The organism is Pseudomonas sp. MD195_PC81_125 (genome assembly GCF_014060985.1).
GTDB lineage: Bacteria > Pseudomonadota > Gammaproteobacteria > Pseudomonadales > Pseudomonadaceae > Aquipseudomonas > Aquipseudomonas parakoreensis.
In genome coordinates, this window is sequence record NZ_JABULD010000082.1 from 1 (window position 1) to 5,240 (window position 5,240).

3 pseudogenes are annotated in these 5,240 nt (G+C 63.3%); all 3 read right to left on the bottom strand.

The window, feature by feature from the left end:
- Window positions 1-99 precede the first annotated feature (99 nt).
- Window positions 100-1,313, bottom strand: a pseudogene (gspF, locus tag HT737_RS03625) (type II secretion system inner membrane protein GspF).
- Window positions 1,313-2,720: pseudogene (gene gspE, locus HT737_RS03630) on the bottom strand (type II secretion system ATPase GspE). Before gspE ends, gspF begins: the two co-directional pseudogenes overlap by 1 nt.
- Before the next feature lie 333 nt (window positions 2,721-3,053).
- Window positions 3,054-5,240: pseudogene (gspD, locus tag HT737_RS03635) on the bottom strand (type II secretion system secretin GspD); the annotation flags it as partial.

Consider the following 5,240-nt stretch of genomic DNA (forward strand, 5'->3'; position numbering starts at 1 on the left):
CTGTAGGAGGCTGCCGAAGGCTGCGATCTTTTTGATTTTTGCTTCTGCTTTTCAAGATCAAGATCAAAAGATCGCACCTTCGGCAGCTCCTACAGGGGGTTATTGCACCAACTGGTTGATCTCAATGATCGGCAACAACACCGCCATCACAATCACCAGCACTACCCCACCCATCACCACAATCATCAGCGGTTCGAGCAACGCGGTCATGCCCATCGCCCGCCGTTCGATATCGCGCGACAGGGTCTGCGCCGCACGTTCGAGCATCGGCGGCAGTGCACCGGTTTTCTCGCCGCTGGCGATCAGGTGAATCAGCACCGGCGGGAACACGTTCTCCACCCGCAACGCCGCCGCCAGGTTGACCCCTTCGCGCACCTTGGCCGTGGCGTCGCTGACACTCAGGCTCAAGCGATCATTGGATAGCGTCTGTCGCGCCGCCTCCAGCGCCCGCAACAACGGCACCCCGGCACCGCGAGAATCGCCAGGGTCGAGGCGAATCGCGCAGTGTTCAGGCCCAACACGAAACGCCCGATCAGCGGCAATTTCAGCACCCGATGATGCCAACTCAAGCGCGCCGCCGGATTGCGCAGGTACAGGCGCCAGCTCCAGAACGCCCCGGCCATGATCGCCGCACACAACCAGCCCCATGCGCGAATGAAATCACTGGCGGTGAGCATCGCCAGGGTCAGCCCCGGCAAGTCCTGCCGCGCCTGGGAAAACGCACTGACCACCTGCGGCACCACATAGCTGAGCAGGAAGATCACAATGCCGATCGACACCAGCCCGACCACACCGGGATAGATGAACGCGGTGAGAATCTTGCCGCGCAGGTTGTTGCGTTCTTCGATGTAGTCGGCCAGCCGCTCCATGACCTGCGCCAGATCACCAGATTCTTCCCCCGCAGCGATCAACGCGCGGTAGATCTCCGGAAAATCCCGTGGTCGTGCGGCCAGTGATTCGGCCAGACGCATACCGCTGCGCACATCGGCGCGCACCGCACTGAGGGTGTGGGCGATGTGTTTTTTCTCGGCCTGCTCCACCGTCGCGCTGAGCGCAGCCTCAAGCGGCAGGCTGGCGCCGAGCAGGCTCGCCAGTTGCCGCGTCGCCCAGGCCAGATCGTTATCCGACATCCGCGCACTGAACAAGCCACTGCCGCCGCCATGCTGGGCGACGTTGCTTTCCTTGTGCACCGACAACGCGGTCAATCCACGACTGCGCAACACGCCGAATGCAGCGCCCTGGCTGTCCGCCTCCAGGTGCCCGGACTCGATCTTGCCGCTGGCGTCGGCGGCTTCAAAACGATAGCGATTCATCAGGCGTCCCGGGTCACACGGAGGATTTCTTCAGGCGCGGTGGCGCCGCTGCGAATCCAGCGCTCGCCGTCCTCACGCAGGCTGAACATCCCGGCCTTGGCCGCTGCCGCGCGCAAGGCCTGTTCCCCTGCCCCTTGGTGAATCAGGGTGCGGATGTCGTCATCGATGCAGAACAATTCGTGGATGCCGGTGCGGCCGCTGTAACCGGTGTGATTACACGCCGCGCAACCGACCGGGCGCCACGTGCCCGGCGCTGCCGGGTCTTCCTGTTTGCACTGATTACACAGCCGTCGCACCAAGCGTTGCGCCAGAACGCCGAGCATCGACGATGCGAGCAGAAAACGGCTCGACGCCCATGTCGATCAAGCGGTTGACCGCCGACACCGCGTCGTTGGTGTGCAGCGTCGCCAGTACCAGGTGCCCGGTGAGCGAGGCCTGCACGGCGATTTGCGCGGTTTCAAGATCGCGGATCTCGCCGATCATGATGATGTCCGGGTCCTGACGCAGAATCGCGCGCAAAGCCAGGGCGAAGGTCATGTCGATCTTGGCGTTGACCTGAATCTGGCTGATCCCCGGCAGGTCGTATTCCACCGGGTCTTCGACGGTGAGGATGTTGCTGGTGCTGGCATCGAGGCGCGCCAGCGCGGCGTAGAGACTGGTGGTCTTGCCGCTGCCGGTGGGGCCGGTGACCAGCACAATGCCGTGCGGTTGGCGGATGAGGTGATCGAGTTTGGCCAGCACCTGTGCGTCCATGCCCAACGTTTCCAGATGCAGGCGCCCGGCCTGCTTGTCGAGCAAGCGCATGACAACGCGCTCGCCGTGCCCGGTCGGCACGGTGGAGACGCGAATATCAATCGGCCGCCCGGCCACCCGCAGCGCGATGCGGCCGTCCTGCGGCAAGCGTTTTTCGGCGATGTCGAGCTGGGCCATGATCTTGATCCGCGACACCAGCGCACCGTGCAATGCCTTGCGCGGCGACACCACGTCACGCAGGGTGCCATCGACCCGGTAGCGCACCACCGAATGGGTTTCGAACGGTTCGATATGAATGTCGCTGGCTTCGTCCCGCGCAGCCTGGGTGAGCAAGGCGTTGATCATGCGGATCACCGGCGCGCCGTCCTGAGTGTCGAGCAGGTCAGTGATTTCCGGCATGTCCTGCATCAGGCGGTCGAGGTCGACTTCGTTTTCTGCTGCTCCAACGACCGCCGCCGCACTGCCGGTATCGGCGTAGGCCGTGGCGAGCAGGCCGTCGAGTTCATCGTCGCGCACGCGCCGGAGCGACGTCTCACCGAACTGCCGCCGCACCTCGCTGATCGACCAGCCGGGGGTCGATGGGCATACGGTCAGCACACCGTCGCACAGCAGAATGCGCTGGGCCTTGGCCCAGGCGTAGGGAAGCGAACTCATCTACACCCTCCCCCCATGGCAATACATTCCCGTGTAGGAGCTGCCGCAGGCTGCGATCTTTGGATCTTGATCTTCAGCGACATTGAAAAAAAGCCAAAAGCAAAAGATCGCAGCCTTCGGCAGCTCCTACAGGTCCAGCGTCGTCCCGGCTCTCTATGGTGAGGGGAATTCTTGTGGTGAGGGGATTTATCCCCGATGGGCTGCGCAGCAGCCCCGAAACCTGATATCCGAATACATCTGACTGACCGCGTGCATAGGTTTTGGGGCCGCTTCGCTGCCCATCGGGGATAAATCCCCTCACTACAGGGTTACTTCTCAGATTGAGGGTGGGATTCAAAAGCGTGTACTCCCTTCAATCGGCACCGCTTTGATCGTCGCGCGAGGTCCCGAAGCCGGAACCGGACTCGGTACCCCCTGCGCCGCCGTCGGCAACTGCGGCGCCTGCATGTCCGGCATTGCCCAGCTGCGTTCCGGTTGCAGGCCGCCCTGGGCGCGGCGCATGAAGTCGTAGCGGTTGAGGGTGATGCTGCGCCCCGCTTCGCTGTCGCGGATGATGTATGGGCGCAGGAACACCATCAGGTTGGTCTTGCTGATCGCCCGGCGCTCGTTGCGAAACAGCGCACCGATTCCCGGTAATGTTCCCAGCCAAGGCACCGCTTCGTTGCTCTGGCTGTAACCGTCCTGCAACAGGCCGCCGAGGACCATGATCTGGCCGTCGTCGAGCAGGATGCTGGTGTCGATCGCGCGTTTGTTGGTGACGATCCCCGCCGACGTCGCGCTGGCCGACGCGCGCTCGTCGATGCTGCTGACTTCCTGATAGATATCGAGCTTGACCGTGCCGCCCTCGGAAATCTGCGGCCGCACGTTGAGCTTCAAGCCCACCTCTTCCCGGGTCACGGTCTGGAACGGGTTGTTACTCGTCCCCCCGCCGCCGGTGACATAACTGCCGCTGACAAACGGAATGGTCTGGCCGACAAAAATACTCGCCGCCTCGTTATCCAGGGTCAGCAGGTTCGGGGTCGACAGCACGTTGGTGCCGCCCTTGCTCTTCAGCGCCCGGGCCAACACTTTCAGGTCGAGAATCTTGCCGATGCCGGGGGATATCGACGGTGCCGTTGACGTAACCGAGGTTCAAACCCTGCGGCAGCACATCGAGGCTGGTCTTGCCGTTGAGGTTGATCCCCGAACCGCCAAGATTCGCCCCGCCAATCACGCCTTTACCGCCGAGATTGCCGGTCTGCCATTGCACGCCGAATTCGCTGGCATCGTCCTCGCCGACCTCAACGATCAGGCTCTCGATCACCACTTGCGCGCGGCGCTGGTCGAGCAGGTCGATGACCTCGCGCAGGTTGCGATACAACGGCTCCGGCGCGGAAATCAGCAAGGTATTGGTGGTGGCGTCAGCCTGAATCGTCACCCCGCCGGCGCTGAACGCAACGTTCTGCTCGCTGGCCTGATTACCGCTGCTGCCGGTCGAACTGCTGCCCTGCGCGTAACTGCCGCCAGTGCTGCCCGTGCTGGAAGTGGTCGAGGTGCTGCCGCTGTTTTGCGTGCCGCTCTGCGCACCCGAACCGCCATTGTTGTTGCCATTGCTACCCATGGCGCTGAGCACCGAGCGCGCACTGTCGCTGGTGCCGCTGTCGCTCTCGCCAGTCAGCAAACCGCGCAAGGCCTGCGCCAGTTTCGCCGCTTGCGCGTTACGCAGATACACCACATGCAGATTGCTCGGATTGCTCTGTGCGTTATCGAGTTTGTAGATCAGGTTGCGCGCCAACTCAGTGCGCTCGGGGCTGCCGGCGCGGATGATGATGGTGTTGGAACGCGGGTCACCGATCACCGCAATTTTCTGCGTTGGATCGTTGCCCGGCGCGTCAAGCAGATCGGCGACCATCGGCGCGATGTCAGCGGCGATGCCGTTCTGGATCTGCACCACGTCGGTGTCGATCGCGCTCGGGGTGTCGATGGTCTGGATCAACTGGGCGACGCGAGTGAGGTTCTCGGCGTAATCGGTGACGACGATGGTGTTGTTGCCCGGGTAGGCATTGATCGGGTTGTTCGGCGAGACGATCGGGCGCAACACCGGAATCAGGTTCACCGCGTTCTCGTATTGCAGGCGAAAAGTGCGGGTGAGCATGCCGTTGCCGGCGGGTTTGTCCGGGCTGTAGATCGGCCCGCCGAGCAGTTTCGCATCGGCTTCCGGCACCACCTGGGCGACGCCGCCGACATCGACCACGCTGAAACCCTGCATGCGCAACGCCGCGAGCAACATGTCGTAGGCCTGCCGCGCCGGCACCTGACCTTCCGAGACCAGCGTCAGGCTGCCCTTGACCCGAGGGTCGACCAGAAACTGCTGGCCGGTGGAACGCGACAACGCGCGCACCACAGCCTGAATATCGGCATCGACAAAATTCAGCGTCACCGGCTGATCGCCCAGCGGATTGCTCGGCAGTGTGCTGCCGCGTGGGGCGCCGCCACTGCGCGCGCGTTCGGTGATGTTGTGCATCTGCCGGGGTTGCGGCG